Source organism: Streptomyces sp. LX-29, from assembly GCF_029541745.1.
In the GTDB taxonomy this organism is placed as follows: Bacteria; Actinomycetota; Actinomycetes; order Streptomycetales; family Streptomycetaceae; genus Streptomyces.
Map to the genome: position 1 here is coordinate 6,821,141 of NZ_CP089746.1, position 17,123 is coordinate 6,838,263.

At 70.6% G+C, this 17,123-nt stretch carries 15 protein-coding genes; 11 read left to right on the top strand and 4 right to left on the bottom strand.

Features of this window, described 5'->3' with window-relative positions; genetic code table 11:
* Window position 1: 1 nt before the first annotated feature.
* The 6 genes from LRS74_RS28740 (at window position 2) to LRS74_RS28765 (ending at window position 9,378) form a co-directional block, all read left to right on the top strand.
* A complete protein-coding gene (locus tag LRS74_RS28740; protein WP_277743714.1) occupies window positions 2-1,288 on the top strand; it encodes an MFS transporter in 1,287 nt (428 codons plus the stop codon).
* Complete coding sequence (locus tag LRS74_RS28745) at window positions 1,266-2,222, top strand: cupin domain-containing protein (RefSeq protein ID WP_277743715.1); 957 nt, start codon at window positions 1,266-1,268, stop codon at window positions 2,220-2,222. Before LRS74_RS28740 ends, LRS74_RS28745 begins: the two co-directional genes overlap by 23 nt.
* A complete protein-coding gene (locus tag LRS74_RS28750) occupies window positions 2,222-3,175 on the top strand; it encodes an HEXXH motif-containing putative peptide modification protein (protein ID WP_277743716.1) in 954 nt (317 codons plus the stop codon). The genes LRS74_RS28745 and LRS74_RS28750 overlap by 1 nt, the downstream gene beginning before the upstream one ends.
* A gap of 491 nt (window positions 3,176-3,666) precedes the next feature.
* Window positions 3,667-8,070 carry a hypothetical protein gene (locus LRS74_RS28755; RefSeq protein WP_277743717.1) on the top strand — a complete coding sequence of 1,468 codons (4,404 nt, stop codon included), beginning with the start codon at window positions 3,667-3,669 and terminating at the stop codon, window positions 8,068-8,070.
* 452 nt (window positions 8,071-8,522) lie between these two features.
* A complete protein-coding gene (locus LRS74_RS28760) occupies window positions 8,523-8,849 on the top strand; it encodes a plasmid stabilization protein (protein ID WP_277743718.1) in 327 nt (108 codons plus the stop codon).
* 328 nt (window positions 8,850-9,177) lie between these two features.
* The gene (locus LRS74_RS28765; protein ID WP_277743719.1) at window positions 9,178-9,378 is read left to right on the top strand and encodes a cold-shock protein; all 201 of its coding nucleotides are present in this window, start codon (window positions 9,178-9,180) and stop codon (window positions 9,376-9,378) included.
* Window positions 9,379-9,587: 209 nt separating this feature from the next.
* On the opposite strand, the gene LRS74_RS28770 is transcribed toward LRS74_RS28765, so the two are convergent.
* Together LRS74_RS28770 and LRS74_RS28775 are read right to left on the bottom strand one after the other, a co-directional pair.
* The gene (locus tag LRS74_RS28770; RefSeq protein WP_277743720.1) at window positions 9,588-10,940 is read right to left on the bottom strand and encodes a phosphatase PAP2 family protein; all 1,353 of its coding nucleotides are present in this window, start codon (window positions 10,938-10,940) and stop codon (window positions 9,588-9,590) included.
* Between the two features lie 260 nt (window positions 10,941-11,200).
* Window positions 11,201-11,752, bottom strand: coding sequence for a TetR/AcrR family transcriptional regulator (locus LRS74_RS28775; RefSeq protein WP_277744981.1), 552 nt, complete (start codon window positions 11,750-11,752; stop codon window positions 11,201-11,203).
* Between the two features lie 306 nt (window positions 11,753-12,058).
* On the opposite strand from LRS74_RS28775, the gene LRS74_RS28780 reads away from it, so the two are divergent.
* The 4 genes from LRS74_RS28780 to LRS74_RS28795 all read left to right on the top strand — a co-directional run bounded on the left by LRS74_RS28780 (window position 12,059) and on the right by LRS74_RS28795 (window position 14,116).
* Window positions 12,059-12,370 carry a winged helix-turn-helix domain-containing protein gene (locus LRS74_RS28780; RefSeq protein WP_277739088.1) on the top strand — a complete coding sequence of 104 codons (312 nt, stop codon included), beginning with the start codon at window positions 12,059-12,061 and terminating at the stop codon, window positions 12,368-12,370.
* Window positions 12,367-12,960 (top strand): IS630 family transposase, encoded by a 594-nt coding sequence (locus LRS74_RS28785; RefSeq protein WP_277739089.1) that lies wholly within the window; start codon window positions 12,367-12,369, stop codon window positions 12,958-12,960. Before LRS74_RS28780 ends, LRS74_RS28785 begins: the two co-directional genes overlap by 4 nt.
* A gap of 257 nt (window positions 12,961-13,217) precedes the next feature.
* Window positions 13,218-13,529, top strand: a complete 312-nt coding sequence (locus tag LRS74_RS28790; protein ID WP_277739088.1) for a winged helix-turn-helix domain-containing protein — start codon at window positions 13,218-13,220, stop codon at window positions 13,527-13,529.
* The gene (locus LRS74_RS28795) at window positions 13,526-14,116 is read left to right on the top strand and encodes an IS630 family transposase (protein ID WP_277739087.1); all 591 of its coding nucleotides are present in this window, start codon (window positions 13,526-13,528) and stop codon (window positions 14,114-14,116) included. The genes LRS74_RS28790 and LRS74_RS28795 overlap by 4 nt, the downstream gene beginning before the upstream one ends.
* Before the next feature lie 109 nt (window positions 14,117-14,225).
* Here LRS74_RS28795 and LRS74_RS28800 read toward each other — a convergent pair whose 3' ends face one another.
* Both LRS74_RS28800 and LRS74_RS28805 read right to left on the bottom strand, forming a co-directional pair.
* Window positions 14,226-15,617, bottom strand: coding sequence for an amidase (locus LRS74_RS28800; protein ID WP_277743721.1), 1,392 nt, complete (start codon window positions 15,615-15,617; stop codon window positions 14,226-14,228).
* Window positions 15,604-15,813 carry a hypothetical protein gene (locus LRS74_RS28805; RefSeq protein ID WP_277743722.1) on the bottom strand — a complete coding sequence of 70 codons (210 nt, stop codon included), beginning with the start codon at window positions 15,811-15,813 and terminating at the stop codon, window positions 15,604-15,606. The genes LRS74_RS28800 and LRS74_RS28805 overlap by 14 nt, the downstream gene beginning before the upstream one ends.
* Window positions 15,814-16,080: 267 nt before the next feature.
* Here LRS74_RS28805 and LRS74_RS28810 point away from each other — a divergent pair, with 267 nt between their 5' ends.
* Window positions 16,081-17,013 carry an MBL fold metallo-hydrolase gene (locus tag LRS74_RS28810; RefSeq protein WP_277743723.1) on the top strand — a complete coding sequence of 311 codons (933 nt, stop codon included), beginning with the start codon at window positions 16,081-16,083 and terminating at the stop codon, window positions 17,011-17,013.
* Window positions 17,014-17,123: the final 110 nt, after the last annotated feature.

Below are 17,123 nucleotides of genomic sequence, written 5' to 3' on the forward strand. Positions count from 1 at the left end.
CATGCCCAAGCTGAGCAAGATGCTTACCGGACGCATGGCCGGCAGCGCCATGGAACTGCGCGACTTCCGCTTTCTCTGGGCCGGTCAAGCCGTCAGCGCCGTGGGAGACCAGCTCTTCACCGTGGCCGTGTCTCTCCGGGTGATCGAGGTCGGCGGTGACGCCAGCGACGTCGGGCTGGTGATCGGCGGTCGAATCCTGGCCATGGTCCTGTTCGCGCTCCTCGGCGGAGTCTGGGCGGATCGTGTGCCCCGGCGAAGGGCGATGATCTTCGCTGATGGATTCCGGCTGGCGGCCATCACGGTGGTCGTGCTGGGAGCGTTCGACACGGCCACACTTCCGCTCGCCGTCATGACCTTCCTGGTGGGCAGCGGTGAGGCGTTCTTCCGACCCGCGTACGGCGGGCTGGTGCCTTCGCTCGTCCCCGAGGAGCGGTTGCTCAGCGCGAACGCCTGGCGAGGCGCCATGGAGAGCGCCGCAGCCGTGATGGGGCCGGCGCTCGGCGGGCTGTTGGTGGCCACCGCCGGGACCCGGTGGGCGTTCACCGTCAACGCCGTCACGTTCGTCGTCAGTCTGGTGTGCGTCCTCGCGGTCAACGAACCGCCGATGCAACGGCCGGCGACCCGCTCCTCCATCATCCACGAGACGCGAGAAGGTCTGTCGGCGGTGCGCCGCGTTCGCTGGACGTCGGTCGTTCTCGCCATGACCGCGGTGCAGACCATGTTCGTCGTCGCGCCTCACATGGTGCTGCTGCCGGTCATCACCCAGGAGGAGTTCGCGGGGCCTTCGGCCTACGGTCTGGTGATCGCCATGTTCAGCCTCAGCGGCCTCATCGGCACGATCGCCGTCGGGCGCGTACCACTGAGGCGCCCTGGAACGAGTGCGATCATCTTCAACGCGCTCTTCGCCGCCGTTCCCCTGGTACTGCTCACCCCATTCTCCATCTGGTGGGTGATGGGCGGATACGTCATCGCGGGACTCGCGATGATGCCTTTCAACGTCCTCTTGCAAACCGCACTGCAGCGCCAGTTCCCCCCGTCGCTTCTCGGCCGGGTGACCTCGGTCGACTGGCTGTGCAGCCTCGCCTTGCTGCCGATCGGCCTCGCGTGCGCCGGGCCTCTGGCGGACGCCGTGGGGCGTACGACCGTGCTGGTCGTCGCCGCGGTGGTGCAGCTCGGTGCCTCGGCGGCGGTACTGGCCGTGCCCGGGGTGCGCGATTTCCATCAGGACGAACCGTCAGCTGTCGAGAATTCGGAGGTAGCCGGAGATGGCAGTCGAACAAGTTCTTGATGATCCGTCCATGCTGGCATCTGTTCGGGACAAGCAGCCGCATGTCAGCCGAAACCTGGGTGATCTCGGCCATGTGTTCTCCACGGAGATCGCGCAGCAGCTCCTTTTCGAACGAGGGCTGCGCACCCCCTATGTCAGGCTGTGGCGCCACGGCGAGGACATAGGAGTCCGGGACGACGCCAAGACCAAAGGCGGAGCCGATGAGCGCCGAGTGCTGGCAGGGCTCGCGGACCCGCGGTACGTCGTGTCGGAGATGCGAGCGGGGGCGACGCTCGTCTTTCAGGCGATGTCCACGTACTGCCCCGAGGTGGCGGCCTTCTGCGCGGATCTGTCGGAAGACGTCGGATGCCCCGTCGCGGCCAACGCCTTCCTGACGCCGCCCCATGCGCAGGGTGCCCCGGTGCACTACGACATGGCCAGCGTCTTCATACGACAGCTGGCCGGCTCCAAGACATGGCGGCTCCATGAACCGCCCAAGCAATGGCCGATCAGGCGCTCCAAGCCGGGCGACAAGCCGGAGACTCCGCTGTCTCAGGAAGTCACCCTCCACCCCGGTGACTGCCTCTACCTGCCGCGTGGTTACTACCATGAGGGGATCACGGGAGACCACGGGTCCGTCCACATCACGTTCTCCGACGGAGTGGAGGACCATTGGCTTGAGGTCCTGCACGACGTGCTGGATCTGGTGGCCGAGCGGACCGAATCGTTGCGGGGCCGTCTGCCCGGCAGGTCCGAGGCGTTGAGCGGCCAGTCGAAGGTGATCTGGCAGACCGTCCGGGAGGATGTGTCGCGTGCGCTGGAGGACCTGGGCGACGAGATGATATCCGCCCTGATCCTGCGACGACTCCAGGCGCGCGAGCAGGAACTCGCGAGAACCGAAGCGACCTCGCTCGCTGACATCCTGGTGGTGGAGTCGAAACCCGGTGACGAGTGATGGGGGTCGGCCGCGACGAGCTGATCCGGGTCGGAATGACGTCGACCGGGACCGCGAGCTTGGTCCGAAGCTACCAACGGGCGGTCCTCCGGCGCCTCGAACCCCGTCTCCCGGAAGGCCATGAACCCTCCGGCCTGCACCCCGCCCTGGTGTGGGAGGCGACCCGGACATCCGCCGGGAGCAGCGCGGCCCACGCTTCCGGGACCACGGCGGATCGCGAGCGCATCGCCGACCTGATCCGCGGTCTGGCCACCGCGGGCCCCATGCCGGCGCTTGAGCATGTCGCGCTCGGCGCGTCGTCATGCCCCGACTGGTGCCTCCAGGGCGCCGAGGAACTTCTGTCCGACATTCAGCGGACAACCGGCGCGAGTGATGCCGCTTTCAGCGCGCCGAACATGACAGAGGCGACCGCGCACGTGGAAGCTGCCCGGGAGACCCTGCGACGGGTATGGCCGGAGGCCGCCCTGGAAACGGATCTCCTGATCCGTGTCATCGTGTACGTGCAGGCCGGCGCCTTCCGTTCGGCCACGCTTCGACAGACCTTCGGAGCCGTCTACCTCGGGACCGCCAGCGTCGAAAGCACTCCCGCCGCTTTCGAGGCGCTCCTGCACGAAACGGGCCACCATGCCCTCTACCTGCGAAACCACTTCGAGACGTTCGTGACGAACGGCGACGACATGGTGACCCACTCACTGCGCGCCGATCCGCGGCCGGTCGCCGGTGCCGTACACGCCGCGCATGTCCTCGCGCGCATGACGTACGGACTCGCCCGCTGGGCACGGGAGCGGTCGGCGCCGCCGGAGGTCTCCGAGAGGCGTGACAGCGCCTTGCGACGTCTCCAGGGAACCATCGCGGCACTGAAGCCGGTCGCCGAGTGGACGGACAGGGGTCGGTCGTACTTCGACGACCTCCTCAGATGGGAGCAGGAACTGACGGACGCGCACCCCGGCTGAACGACGGGTTCGGGAAGCTCTTGCGAAGGCCGACGCGGCGCGAGCCCGCCCTCCTGCGACAGTCCGCGGACCGTCCCGCCGCGTGAGCCGGTTCGCGCCGCCCCCGGTCACCGCCCGCCTGCGACGACCGCGCCGGACTCGTACGCGAACGCGACGACCTGGGCGCGGTCGCGGAGGTCGGGTTTTCCCATGGGAACGAACGACGTGGAACGCCGGGGGAGCGCCCGCAGTCCTCGCGCCCGCAGTCCTCGCGTCCACGACCCTCACGCCTGCGGCCCTCGCGCCCACAGTCCTCGTGCCCGCGGCCCTCGCGCCCGCTGGCCTCGTCTCCCCTCGCCAGACCGTCGGCCGCCACGGTCAACCCTCATGACCGGCGGGGGATTTCGCGCCCGCGCGACCCTCTGGGAGAGCGACGCACGCCTGTGTGATGGGGTGTTCCCCTCGGGCAACCGTGCGAAGACGACCGGCCACAGACGCAAGGGACGCGATCGGTGAGAACAGGCTCAGTGACCCGCTACGACCGGAGCGGTGCGCAACTGCTCGCCCTGCTGCTGGCCGGGGCCGCCCCCGGCGATGCCGGGCGGATACGTCGCCGACTGGACGAAGCGGAGCCCCGCTACCTCGCCTGGGTGCCCCTCACCGCGGAGGCCCGGGCGAAGGCGGCCGGCGACCCCGACGCGCAGGTACGGCGAACCCTGGCCCGAGCCGAGGGGCTCACGGTCGATGACCTGGCCGCGCTGCTCGAACGCCCCGACCCCGTTGTCGATCAGCGCGTGTACGAGCACGCCGAAGCCCGCCCCTGGATGCGTCGTCTCATCCTCTCTCCCGGACGGCACCCCGAGCCCACCGCCCTCGCCCCTCTGCTGGCCCGGATCCGCGCGACCAACCGGGAAGCGCCGGCGCTTCCCCGTTTCGTCGGTGCGGCGGTGGTGAGCGACGCGCCCGAGTTGGCCGAGCACGCCCTGCGCACCTGCGGCCGCGCGCTGACCACCGCCGAGCAGCTGCGCGCCGTACTCGGGCTGTTCGCGCACCCCGACCGGTTGCGCGCGCTGCTCGACCCGGCAACCGGCCCGGTCCCCCTGCACCCCGACGTCGCCGACCTCGCGCGCAGCGCGCTCGACGGCGACAGCGACAGTGACAGTGACGACGACGACGGCGACGGTGACAGCGACTTCGGCGGTGACCGGCTGCGCGCCGCGGTGGCGGCCGCCGAGGAGCCGGAAGGCATGGTGGCCGGACTCCGCGCGGGCGAAGCCGAACCGGCCTGGCGCCGTACCGTCGACTGGGACGTCATCCTGACGGCTCATCGGTCCGCGCCGCTGCCGGAGTCGGCCGTACGCGTTCTCGCCGCCCACCCCGACTGTCCCGAGCGGCTGCTCGCCGACCTGTACCGCACCCATTCCGCGGTGGTCGCCGAGGTCGCACCCCCCTGCCCGGCCCTGCTGCGCGCCGCCGCCCGCACACCCGGCCACCCCGAGCTCCTCCGGATCGCCACCGGCCTGGGCCCGTCCGACGACCACGCGGACCTCAGCGCGCTCGTCCTCGACACCGTCACCCCCGCCCGCACAGCGGCCCTGGCTCTGCTCGAACTCGGCCCCGGCACACCCCTGCGCGCGCTCCTCCACCGACGGCTCGGCGACGATCCGCGGCACTGGGCCACCCTGCGCACCTCCCTCTCCCGGTACAAGGGCACCCTCGCCGACCTCTTGGCGGGCATCGCCGACGGCGCGGTCCCCGAGCCCGCACCCTCGGTCACACCCCCCGCCCTGACCAAGCCGTACCGGTTCCTGCTGTACGCCGCCGACCCCGACGACCTGCGCGAGCTGCTCCCGCACCTGCCCGACGAACTGCTGCACGCCCTGCTCGGCAAGGGCTCGCTGCCTGCGCACGCCCTGGAGACCGCGCTCGGGGCCTCCGACCCTCGCGTGTGGGCCGCCCTCGGCGGCAACATCACTCTCGGCATCCGCGATCTGCGTCGGCTGACCGAGCGCGACGAGCCGGCGGTCAACGCCGCCGTGTACCGCAACCAGAAGGCCACGCTGTCCCTGCGCCGCGCGATCGCCTCCGGCGTCCCCCGCACTCCCGGCCGCACCGAGCCCGTCCCCTTCGACGCCGGGCTGCGCACCGAACTCCTCGCCATCGCAGACCGGTTCCGTCGCAGCCCGCTGATCACGAGCGGCGACCCGGAACTCGTCCTGCACTCCTGGGGCCCCAAGGGATGGTGGGCGAGCGACGGCGCGCGCCGCTTCTCCGTGGTCCGGGTGTGGGAACGCGGCGGCCCGGACGCCGTACGCCGGCTCCTCGACCTGGTCCCCACCGACCCGCCCGCGATCCTGACCGAGGCGGCCGCCGCACTGGAGCACCCCGACGGCCTGGACCGGTTGCGGGAGGGTCTGGAGCCCTATGAGGACCCCGAGGTGCTGCCTCGGATCTTCGCCGCCCCGCGCGGACGCAATGCCACCCGCCGGCTGATGCGGGAGATCGTGCACGAGCCCTATGTGTACGACTTCCCGCGCCTGATCGCCGCCCACCATGAGCACACCTTCCAGCCCGAGCCCCTCGAAGAGCTCCTCCGCCACGAGGACGTCGACGAGGCGGTCCGCCAGGCACTCACCACCCACGCCGGCAAGCTCGACGCCGAGCCGATCGATCACCTGCGCTCCAGGGCATACGACGCCAGACTGCACGGCTGGTTCGTCGACGCCGTCGAGCGGGACCTGCTCGAACCCGAGCGGCTCGTCGACACCGCCCGGCCGGCCGCGGCGGCCCTCGCCCACCTCCGCCCCGGCGCCTTCGGCACCCGAGCCCACCGGCACGCCGTCGACCTCGTGCACCGGCATCTGGCCGGCCACCCGGAAGCGTGGGTCATCGCGCTCGACCTGGTCGGGACCTTCGCCGGCTCGCTCGCCGAACTGATCACCACGGCCGCGCAGGCGGCCGGCCCCCGACCCGACGCGGAAGAGCTGGCCCGCCTCGACGTGAAGGCCGGGAACACCGAGCCTCCCACGGCGGCCGAGGCACCCGCACCCGCCGCTCCCACACTCACCTACGCCGAACAGCGGGAGCGGAAGAAGGTCCTGGACCCGGAGGCGGCCCTCGCCTCCGCACATCTGCTCCGCGCGCTCGTCGAGGGTGCCCCGCTGCCCACCGACCCCGGTGTGCTCGACGTCCTCACCCGTACGCACCCGGTCGACTTCCCCGGGCCCGTCCATCCCGACTGGCTCGTGGAGGCGTGTGCCCGGCATGCCTCGCCCGACACGCGCCGGCGCCTCGCCGAGTGGATGAGCGACCAAGCCGAGAAGGACGAGCTTTTGGCCTGTCGGCAGGGGATCGTCGCGCCCGGCGACATGGTCGCCCGGACGCCGGCACGCGAGATGTCCCCGCTGCCGAGACGCTGGTTCACCCGCAACGTGCCGGCCGCCGCCGCCGTGCGTGCCGCGCGCCGGCTGGTCGCCGACCGGCTCGGCACCGACCCCGAGCGGTGGCTGCGCGCGCTCGCGGCGATGGACGGCGACGGCGCCGAGCGGCCGTTCGTCGAGCTGCTCGAGCACGGCAGCGCGAGCACCGTCCCCACGGTGCTCACCCCCGCAGGCGCCGGACTCCTGCTCCACGCGGGCACCGAGGCTCTCGCGGCCGTACTGCCGCGGCTGGACGCGGGGGCCACGGTCACCCTCACCGAGCGCGCCTGCGAGACCGACCACATGCCCGACGCCCTCCTCGACCATCTGTTCGCCCACGACGACCGCGCCGCGCTGCTCGTCCTCGCGCGAAGCTCACGCCGCCGGGACCTGCATCTCAGGCTGCTGGCGGTCGACGACCCCACGATCAACGCGACGCTGTACGGGGTCGTCCACAGCGGCAGCTCGACCGTCGAGATCCGCCGCATCATCCTGTCCCGCCAGCCCCAGGGCCGCGCCGCCGAAGGGCCGGACGACCTCCTCCCGCTCGCCCCGGAGCTCCGCGAACGGCTGCTCGCACGGCATTACTTCGACAAGCGGTCGGCGAAGTACCACCGCGTTCTGGTCGAAGCGGCCGACCCCGAACTCGTGGAGCACGCGCTCGCCTCGTGGGGCAGGCGCGTTCCGTTGCCTGACCACCTCCTGGCCGCGCGCAACGCCCTTCGTCACGGTGGCTCCGACCGTCTGCGCTCGCTGATCGACCGCGGACTGCTCAGCGCGGGTGCCGCCAAGGTCGCCACGAAGGCGCTGGCCGCGCCCGACCCGGATGCCGTCCTCACCGCCCGGCTCGACAAGGAACTGAGCACGGAACGCCTTGTCGCCAAGCTCCGCACCTGTGGGGAGTACGAACACGAGGAGATCCTGGACCTCCCCTACACCCGCGACTGGGACGTCCTGATCAAGGCTCACGAAGAGGAGCCGTTCCGCTCGCGGGTATGGGGTGCCATCGCCCGGCTGCCGGACGCTCCGGACGAGCTCGCGCCGGCGGCCTTCACGCACTGGTCCTGCTTCATCGCCCGCACCCTGACCGACCGCGGTCCCCGCTGGGCCCGTGCGGCCATCGGGAACATCCCGAACCTGTCGATCCCGCGCAAGGAGTGGGCCGCCGTACTCGACCGCCTTCTGGAACGGGGCCTGCTCTCCGGCAAGGAGATCATCCACGGTGGCGTCATGGCCAACCGCATGCTCCACTACCTCGCCGAGGCCGCCGTCCGCCAGGAACTCCCCACCGCCCTCCGGGCCGCCGTTCAGGACGCCACCGACGAACTCGCCGCCCTGGCCGGCAGGCTCCTGGGCACGGACGACGAAGCCTGGCAGCGCCTCTTCGCCGCCCTGACCGGCGAGGACCCCCACTGGCCCCTGACCGGCTCCCACACCACCACCGCCGCCCTCCTCCACCACGCATCCCGCACGCCCTTCGTCCCTCCCCGCCCCTGACGTCCCCCTACGAGGAAGAAGCGCGGGCCGCGGGCGGCCAGGTCGACGTACCGGAGGTACCCGACCTGGCCGCCCGCGGCCCCATGGCGCGGTGGCGGTCGGCGTGGCGCAGCGCCGTCGTGTCCCGGGGGATGGTGAGGATACGAAGGCGCTGCGCCGGCGGGGGCCGGGACTCCAGGACGGCCCGCTCACCGGACAGCACACACCATGCGCTCCGCGCCACCGCCCGATTGCCCCGATCATCGGCGTGGCGCCACCACCGGCGACGCCCCGGGTCGCCGCCCCCGGCGCCGTCGCCGCCGGTGTCACCCCTCGGGCCCTTCGACGCCCGCCGGTCCACCTCGGGTTAACGGGCGGGCGGGATTCCGGATGGCTGCCTCCTCTTGCTGCGGGGGCACGACGGGCACACGCTGAGTACAAACCCGTAGAAAACCAGAGAAAGTCGAAGTGTCATGCCCAGAGGTTCCAGCCCCAAGCGTGAGCGGCAGTACGAGCACATCAAGGAGAGCGCCAAGGATCGGGGCGAGAGCGAGAAGCGGGCCGAGGAGATCGCCGCCCGCACGGTCAACAAGGAACGGGCCCGCTCCGGCGAGTCCAAGACCGCCAGCCGCAGCTCCACCCAGGACATGTCCTCCGGGAAGCGCGGTGGGCAGCGCTCCGGCAAGGGCTCACAGGGCCAGACCTACGACCAGCTCTACGCCGAAGCCCAGCGCCGCAACATCGAAGGTCGATCCACCATGAACAAGGACCAACTCAAGCGGGCCCTCGGCGGCGGCTGACACCACAGCCCGAACGAGGCGACGGCGCCGACGAGCCGAGCGGGCGAGAACGCGTACGGCGAGAGTCTGGGGCATCGACGCCATCAGCGGCCCCGCCGGGCACACGGTCGTCCTCGCTGCCCGCGACCTTCGACCCGTTCGCCCTTCGCTTCTCGGTACGGCGCTCACCGTCGCCGGACAGCCGCTGACCCACTACGCGGGAGCCGGCGCGGTCCCGAATCGAACATGCCTCTATGTCGCCCCGACCACGCGTGTCGCCCACCGGGCGGAGACGGTCGGGAGGCGACAATGGGGGCCGTCTTGACACCAGTAGGGAACAGGAGCAGCCGTGGCGCAGGGCACCGTCAAGTGGTTCGACGCTGAGAAGGGCTTCGGCTTCATCCAGCAGGACTCCGGCCCGGACCTCTTCGTCCATTACTCCGAGATCCAGAGCGCCGGCTACCGCGCGCTGGAGGAGAACCAGCGCGTCGAATTCGAGGTCACCCAAGGCCCGAAGGGGCCCCAGGCGACAGCCGTGATCATCATCTGACGCGTCGAGCCCTTCCCCGGAAGCACCGCGGGAACGCCGGCTGGGCAGGCGGGCAGGCTGGCGGGGGGCCGGCACCCGCCGCCGTCACGGCCTGTCCGACGGGGGCCGTAGCTCCCCACGTCGGACAGGCCGTATGCGCCCTTGAGGCCAGCCGGCTGGACCCGGTGCCTGATACCGCGCGAAGCGCCCACCGCCAGATGCGACATGGCTCAGACCAGTTCGGGTCGCGGTTCCGGTTGCGGTGCCGGCGCGGCCTTCGGTTCCCACCGCTGGGTGGTCCGTATGTAGCCGTAGATCACCGAGGCCATCGCCAGAATGAGGAGCGGCCCGAACAGCCACGGATTCTCGGCCATTTCCATCGGCAGATAGCGATAGGACACCAGGAGCGCGGCGAAGACCGTGGTGCCGTAGGCGACCAGCTGCATTCCCGACCGGTCCCAGCCACGGTCGTAGGAGCGCAGAGCCGCCTCGACCGTGAGCGCGAACACCACGCCGGCAATGAGATCCACGCCGTAGTGGTAGCCGAAGCCCAGCGTGGCGCCGAGCGTGGCGACCAGCCAGAACGTGCCTGCGAACCGCAGGATCCGGGAGCTTCCGCGGGAATGGATGAAGATCGCGAGAGCCCACGCCGTGTGCAGGCTGGGCATGCAGTTGCGCGGGGTGAGCCCGTCGTACGGCACCGGGTGCGGGGTGGTGATCGACGGCGGCGTGTCCGGCCACAGGTTGGCCACCGCCCACTCCACGCCGCCGGTACCGGAGGTGCCCGGGCCGTAGGCGAAGATCGGTCCGACCACCGGGAAGATCATGTAGACGGCCGGCCCGAGCAGGCCGATCACCAGGAAGGTGCGCACCAGATGATGGCGTGGGAAGCGGCGCTCGACCGCCACGTGACGCAGCTGGTACACCGCGACGACGATCGCGGCCACCGCGAGCTCGGCGTAGACCCAGTCGAGAAGATGGGTGCCGATCGGGGCGGTTGCCTCGAGGATCCGGCCTGCCAGCCACGACGGGTTGCCCAGCGCGTGATCGGCGGTCGCCACGTACGGGTCGAGCACCTCCGTGCGGGTCTTCGAGGTGATGAGCAGCCAGGTATCGCCGGTCTTGCGGCCGGCCACCAGTAGCAGGCCCAGCCCGACGCCCTTCAGCAGCAGGGCACGTTCCCGGCCGGTGCGGCGTGTGACGGCGATGACCGCACAGCCCAACATCACCCACAACGCGCCGTTGCCGAAGAAATGGCCTTCGGGTACCTCGGCGTCGACCGCCCACCGCACCAGCACGAAGACGATGTCGATGCCGATCGCCGCACCAGCCGCGATGAACCGTTGCCGCCAGGTGAGCACCACCATCATCAACGCCATACCGCCGTACAGCGGCCCCGGTTTGGGGGCGAATATCACCTCTCGCGCCTGGTTGGTGATCGGCCCCGGTTGGCCGGTGTAATGGCGCGCGGCCATCTCCAGCGCGATGAGGAATCCGAGGGCGATCACACCCGTCGCGGCCCACAGTATCGCCCGTGGTTGACGCCACGCGGAGAACTTTATTCTGTTTATTCGCGAAAACACCCGCGATGCTATAGGTATCAATTCTTTGACCGATTTATTAGATGTTTAGTTAAAGGGGTGGCTTCGTGCCGGACAGCGTGGTTTTCCGGTGAAGGACGGGCGAGGGCGCTCGTCGAGGGTCCGATCATGCCATCGGTGCGGTGCGGGTGGCTTCGCCGGTGGTCGGGAGAGAAAAACGCCTGCGCGAGCGTGACGAGGGCCGCACCCACCGGGTGCGGCCCTTTCGCGTTCCAGGAAGCGTTCAAACGGGCATTCCCCGATCACTGGTCGGCCGGGCTGAGGGTCGCCGTCACGAGCCGACGCGCGTACGCGAGGTCGAGCCCTTGAGGGCGGAAGAGGATGCGGTACATCAGGGGGGCCACGACGTGGTCGATGACCGTTTCGACGTCGGGTGCCCTCTCCCCGCGTTCGGTCGCGCGGCTGAGGATGACGTCGATCTGTTCGGCGGCATAGGCGGAGCACTGGCCGGCGTTGCTGCCGTCCGGGTCGCCGAGCAGGGCGTCGCGGATGTAGGCGCGGCCGGTGGGGGAGGACATCTCGTCGAGGAACTGCTCGGTCCAGGCCGTCAGGTCGACCGAGAGGGCACCGTGGTCCTGGGGCGCGGTGTCGGGCCTCAGCCGCTCGACCGCCACGTCCGACAGCAGCTCCCGCAGATCCCCCCAACGACGGTAGATCGTCGACGGGGTCACGCCAGCGCGCTCGGCGATCAGCGGGATCGTCAGGGCGTCCCGGCCCATCTCCGCGTCGAGTTCGCGTACCGCGGTGTGCACCGATGCCTGGACCCGGGCGCTGCGCCCACCGGGACGCACCATCTGCCTGCTCACGCGACCCACCTTAACGCGAAATCGTTGCTTCTACTGATCTTTTCGTAAGTTCAGTGGGTGTGGTGGCGGTGTGGGTGGGAGGCTGTCGGGGTGGCTTATCAACCTTCACCTTCGGCTGCCGGTGCCTCCCTTCCTCCTTTGTCGCGGCCTCAGTTGGCGGAGGCACGTCGTGTTCGGGCGGTCGAGTTGTTCGAGGACGGTGTCTCGAATGCGGAGATCGCGCGGGCGGTGGGGGTGTGTGCGGAGAGCGTGCGGCGATGGCGGCGGGCGTGGGAGGAAGGTGGTGCTTCGGCCTTGCGTCGGCGTGCGGCCACCGGTCGTCCGCCCAAGCTGGACGACGCCCAGGTCGAGACCGTCCGGGCCGCGTTGGAGCGGGGTGCCCAGGCTCATGGTTTCGAGGCCGACCTGTGGACCCTGGAGCGAGTCGGTGACGTCGTGGAGCGGGTGACGGGGGTGGTGCTGTCGAGGGCGTCGGTGTGGCGGTTGCTGACCGGCCGGCTCGGATGGAGTCTGCAGCGGCCCGAGCGGCGGGCGGTGGAGAGGGACGAGTCGGAGATCGCCCGTTGGATCGCGCACGAGTGGCCGCGGATCAAAAAGGGGCCGTGAACACACGTGCCTGGATCGTGTTCCTCGACGAATCGGGCGTCTCCCTGCTGCCTCAGATCCGCCGCACCTACGCACCCCGAGGTCGCACCCCGCTGCTGCGGCACCGGTTGAACTGGAAGCGGGCGTCGATGGCCGGGGCCCTGGGATACCACTCCACCGACCCCGATCGAGGGGCCCGCCTGTGCTTCCATCTCAAGCCCGGCAGCTACGACACCACCGCCCTCATCGAGGTCCTGGAGCAGATGAAGGTGTTCTACCGCGGCGAGCGGGTGGTCCTGGTCTGGGACGGCCTGTCCGCCCACTGGAGCCGGGCGATGCGCGCCTGGGTCGCCGACCAGGACTGGCTCACGCTGGAGCGATTACCCGCCTACGCTCCCGAGCTGAACCCGGTGGAGCTGCTGTGGTCCTCACTCAAGAAACGTGAACTCGCCAACCTCGCCGGCGACCACCTCGCCGATGTCGCCGACGCCACCGAACAAGGCATCCACCGCATCAACCACAACCCACAACTGCCATGGTCCTTCCTCGCCCACACCGGCCTGACCATCCACCCACCACACCCACCGAACTTACGAGAAGATCAGTACTGATCTTTTCGTAAGTTCAGTGGGTGTGGTGGCGGTGTGGGTGGGAGGCTGTCGGGGTGGCTTATCAACCTTCACCTTCGGCTGCCGGTGCCTCCCTTCCTCCTTTGTCGCGGCCTCAGTTGGCGGAGGCACGTCGTGTTCGGGCGGTCGAGTTGTTCGAGGACGGTGTCTCGAATGCGGAGATCGCGCGGGCGGTGGGGGTGTGTGCGGAGAGCGTGCGGCGATGGCGGCGGGCGTGGGAGGAAGGTGGTGCTTCGGCCTTGCGTCGGCGTGCGGCCACCGGTCGTCCGCCCAAGCTGGACGACGCCCAGGTCGAGACCGTCCGGGCCGCGTTGGAGCGGGGTGCCCAGGCTCATGGTTTCGAGGCCGACCTGTGGACCCTGGAGCGAGTCGGTGACGTCGTGGAGCGGGTGACGGGGGTGGTGCTGTCGAGGGCGTCGGTGTGGCGGTTGCTGACCGGCCGGCTCGGATGGAGTCTGCAGCGGCCCGAGCGGCGGGCGGTGGAGAGGGACGAGTCGGAGATCGCCCGTTGGATCGCGCACGAGTGGCCGCGGATCAAAAAGGGGCCGTGAACACACGTGCCTGGATCGTGTTCCTCGACGAATCGGGCGTCTCCCTGCTGCCTCAGATCCGCCGCACCTACGCACCCCGAGGTCGCACCCCGCTGCTGCGGCACCGGTTGAACTGGAAGCGGGCGTCGATGGCCGGGGCCCTGGGATACCACTCCACCGACCCCGATCGAGGGGCCCGCCTGTGCTTCCATCTCAAGCCCGGCAGCTACGACACCACCGCCCTCATCGAGGTCCTGGAGCAGATGAAGGTGTTCTACCGCGGCGAGCGGGTGGTCCTGGTCTGGGACGGCCTGTCCGCCCACTGGAGCCGGGCGATGCGCGCCTGGGTCGCCGACCAGGACTGGCTCACGCTGGAGCGATTACCCGCCTACGCTCCCGAGCTGAACCCGGTGGAGCTGCTGTGGTCCTCACTCAAGAAACGTGAACTCGCCAACCTCGCCGGCGACCACCTCGCCGATGTCGCCGACGCCACCGAACAAGGCATCCACCGCATCAACCACAACCCACAACTGCCATGGTCCTTCCTCGCCCACACCGGCCTGACCATCCACCCACCACACCCACCGAACTTACGAGAAGATCAGTAGTGGGCTTCCGCCCGGGTGCGTCTACGGCCCACCCGCTCCGTGCGTAGGGGAGATCGGTAGACGCGCTCGGTCCCGCTGGACGACGATCCAGTCGAGATCGAGCACGCGCTCACGCGGCATGGGCGAGCTCGCGGGCGGGCTGGGTCTGCTCATAGGCGTGGCCGACGCGGAGCAGGACGCTCTCGCCGAGAGGTCGCCCCAGGAGTTGCATGCCGATCGGCAGACCCGCCGCGTCGTGGCCGACTGGCACGGACAGGGACGGAACTCCGGTGATGTTGGCGGGGGACGAGAGGCGCACATAGGCGTCGGAGACACCCTCGACGGTGCCGTCGGACCAGGTGATCACCTCCTGGCCGGCCTTCACGGCGGTCGCCGGGACGGTGGGTGCGGCGATCAGGTCGACCTCCCGCAGCATGCGCGCCCATTCCTGCCGCATGAGGGTGCGGGAGCGCTGGGCGCGCAGGTAGTCCCCGGTGGGCATCAGCGCGCCCGCCTCCAGGAGGACGCGGACGTCGTCCCCGTAGAGCTCGGGGACCGTGCGCAGCGTGGCTTCGTGGGAGGCGGTGGCCTCGGGCACCATCAGCCCCCACTGGGTGGCCTGGACGTAACGGGCCATGGGGATCTCGACGTCGACGAGGCGCGCGCCGAGGGCCTGGAGATGGTCGATGGCGCGCCGGACGGCGGCTTCGACCTCGGGGTCGACGCGGTCGAAGTAATAGGTGCGCGGCACGCCGATCCGCAGCCCCGAAAGGCTCGCGCCCGTGGTCGGCCGATAGTCGACGGCGGGCGTGGCGAGTGAGGCGGGATCGCGCGGGTCGTGCCCGACCAGCGCGTTCAGGACCAGGGCCGCGTCCTGGACGGTACGGGTGATCGGGCCGACGTGGTCCAGCGACCAGGACAGGGGCGTGACGCCGTGGCGGGGAACGAGCCCATAGGTCGGCTTGAGGCCGACCACCCCGTTGAGCGCGGCGGGCACCCGGATCGACCCGCCGGTGTCGGTGCCCAGGGCGAAGGCCGCGGCGCCCGACGCCACGGCGACGGCGGATCCGCCGCTCGACCCGCCGGCGACCCGGTCGCGGTCCCAGGCGTTGCGCGTCTGCGGGGTGGTCAGGCCGTACGCGAACTCGTGGGTGTGCGTCTTGCCGAGCAGGACCGCGCCGGCCGCCGTCAGGCGCGCGGCGACCGTGCTGTCGGTCTCCGCGCGGTGGCCGGCGCGGACCCGGGAGCTGGCCGACGTCGCCATGCCGGCCACGTCGATCAGGTCCTTCAGGCCCATCGGAACGCCGTGCAGCGGACCGCGGTAGCGGCCCATCGCGATGTCGCGCTCGGCTTCACGCGCGGCCTTCCGGGCGTGCTCGGCGGTGACGGTGACGTATGCCTGAAGGCGTGGTTCCACCTTTTCGACGCGCTCCAGGACGGAGTCCGCCAGCTCGACGGGGGACAGCCGTCGAGCGCGGATCGCGTCGGCGGCCGCGGCCAGGGGCAGTTCATACGGCTGCATCGTGCTTCTCCTGTTCCACGCGGTAGGCGGGGGCGGGCGGGGTGTCCCCGAAGTCCAGCTCGCGCAGGACCGCGACGACGGAGTGGATGTGATGGGCGACGGCGGCGACCGCGGCGTGGCGGTCGGCGGGCAGCGGGAGGCCGGCGCGGGCGGCCCACCGGGCCGCGTCCGGCGGGGCGAGGTCAGAGCTGGACATGGACTTCTCCCCTCGGGGCTGGAGTGGAGGGGCACTCCAGGGATCTAAAGCTAAACGTTTGCGTTAGTTGACTGTAGGGCTCTACGGTGGCCTAAAGCAAACTAATTGCGTTTAGCGGTGTCGGTGCCTCGTCCACGCCCACCGTCAGGCCCCGAGCACCCACGCCCCGCCCCTGCGGCCCGGCAGGGCGGTGGGCGGGAGCGGCGGTGTAGAAGCCATCCCCGCCCGCACCAGCCGTCGCGCACGAGACCAGGGAGACGAACCGTCATGAGCACTCCGCCGGCCACCCACCCGACCGCCATCCCCACCTGGACCGTGGGCGACGTCACCGTCCATCGCATCGACGAGACACTCCTGCCGCCCGCCACCGGATCATGGCTGCTGCCGGACGCCACCCCCGCCGTCGTCGCCGGGCAGGACTGGCTGCGCCCCCACTTCGCCGACGACAAGGGCATCCTGTACCTCGACAGCCACAGCTTCGCGGTCACCGTCGGGGGACTGCGCGTCCTGGTGGACACCGGCATCGGCAACGGCAAGGAGCGGGCCAACCCCGCCTGGCACCACCTGAACACCGACTACCTTCAGCGCCTCGCCGCCGCCGGATTCCCCCCGGAATCGGTCGACCTGGTGATCCTCACCCACCTGCACGCCGACCACGTCGGCTGGAACACGCGCGAGGCGAACGGGGAGTGGGTCCCGACCTTCCCTCACGCCCGCTATGTCACCTCCCGCGCGGAGAGGGAGTTCTGGGCCGGGTACGACATGGAGGGGGCGCGCAAGCAGATGTTCCAGGACTCCGTGGTTCCGGTGGAGGAAGCGGGTCTGCTCGACCTCGTCGACGTCCCCACCGAGGGCGCCGACATCGCCCCGCACCTCCGCCTGCTCCCCACGCCCGGCCACACCCCCGGCCACGTCGCCGTCGAGCTGACCAGCCGCGGCCAGACCGCTCTGATCACCGGCGACTGCGTCCACCACCCCGTCCAGCTGGCCCATCCCGCCATCGGCGCCTGTGTCGACATCGACCCCGAACAGGCCGAGACCTCGCGCCGCACGCTGCTCGGCTCACTCGCCGACACGGACGCCCTCGTTCTGGGCACTCACTTCGCCCCGCCCACCGCCGGCCGCGTCGTCTCCCACGAGGGTGCCTACCGACTCTCGCCCGTCCCCGCCGACGTCATGCCCAGGGCAACCCTGGCCTAGAGGTCGGGCCTGAGACCGCTGCGGCGCCGCACGGGGTCGGTGATCTCCCGGCGCGCTGTCAGTGCCAGCGGTTACGGTACTGACCATGCGCCGGCTTGGGGAGGGAGCGC

What these genes read in the sequence shown, in the direction of transcription:
- LRS74_RS28805 (WP_277743722.1), bottom strand. Translation starts at nt 15,813, where the DNA reads ATGTCCAGCTCTGACCTCGCCCCGCCGGACGCGGCCCGGTGGGCCGCC.
- LRS74_RS28810 (WP_277743723.1), top strand. Translation starts at nt 16,081, where the DNA reads ATGAGCACTCCGCCGGCCACCCACCCGACCGCCATCCCCACCTGGACC.
- LRS74_RS28800 (WP_277743721.1), bottom strand. Translation starts at nt 15,617, where the DNA reads ATGCAGCCGTATGAACTGCCCCTGGCCGCGGCCGCCGACGCGATCCGC.
- LRS74_RS28750 (WP_277743716.1), top strand. Translation starts at nt 2,222, where the DNA reads ATGGGGGTCGGCCGCGACGAGCTGATCCGGGTCGGAATGACGTCGACC.
- LRS74_RS28760 (WP_277743718.1), top strand. Translation starts at nt 8,523, where the DNA reads ATGCCCAGAGGTTCCAGCCCCAAGCGTGAGCGGCAGTACGAGCACATC.
- LRS74_RS28775 (WP_277744981.1), bottom strand. Translation starts at nt 11,752, where the DNA reads ATGGTGCGTCCCGGTGGGCGCAGCGCCCGGGTCCAGGCATCGGTGCAC.
- LRS74_RS28745 (WP_277743715.1), top strand. Translation starts at nt 1,266, where the DNA reads ATGGCAGTCGAACAAGTTCTTGATGATCCGTCCATGCTGGCATCTGTT.
- LRS74_RS28740 (WP_277743714.1), top strand. Translation starts at nt 2, where the DNA reads ATGCCCAAGCTGAGCAAGATGCTTACCGGACGCATGGCCGGCAGCGCC.